Raw genomic sequence first — 671 nt, 5'->3', positions numbered from 1 at the left:
AGCGGGCAGCTACGGAGCTGCGACGGGCAACGTGCTGACGGGCGGCACGGACCTGTTCGACGCCAACACGACGGACGGTGTTGCGGACACGCAGGGCGCCGACGGTGCGACGGTGGTTGGCGTTGCGGCGACCAATACGGATGTGAACCTCGACAGCGTTCTGACGGTTGGCTCTGCGATCCAGGGCAGCTACGGCAAGCTGACGGTGAACGCGGACGGCAGCTACAGCTATGTGCGCGACGCCGGGACGGCGGGCGGGGTGGACGACGTGTTCACCTACACGATCAAGGACGGCGACGGGGACCAGTCGCACACGACGCTGACGATCCACATCGGCGACAGCGGTGTGACGACGAACGTGACGGCGGGCGGCCAGGTGTTCGAGGCCGGGCTGCCGGCGCGCGGGCTCGAGCCTGCGGGCTCGAACTCCGGGTCGGACAGCGAGACGACGACGGGCTCGATCACCTATACGGCGGCGGACGGTCCTGCGTCCGTGACGATCGACGGCGTTGCGGTGGCGGCGGTCGGCCAGAGCTTCGTGCACACGAACGGGACGTTGACGATCACGAGCGTCGCGGCCGGGTCGATCGGCTACAGCTACACGCTGACGGACAACACGTCCGGGGACGCGACGACGGACACGTTTGCGGTCGTGGTGACGGACAAGGACG

Annotated in this window: 1 protein-coding gene; it reads left to right on the top strand. The window is 68.4% G+C overall.

Annotated features, from left to right (window positions below):
* Nucleotides 1-671, top strand: a 671-nt coding sequence (locus tag WN73_RS04325; protein ID WP_271551724.1) for an Ig-like domain-containing protein, incomplete at both ends; no start/stop codon positions are given.

It is taken from the genome of Bradyrhizobium sp. CCBAU 45394 (assembly GCF_028128655.1).
In the GTDB taxonomy this organism is placed as follows: Bacteria; Pseudomonadota; Alphaproteobacteria; order Rhizobiales; family Xanthobacteraceae; genus Bradyrhizobium; species Bradyrhizobium diazoefficiens.
This window is presented reverse-complemented; position numbering and strand designations above follow the sequence as displayed.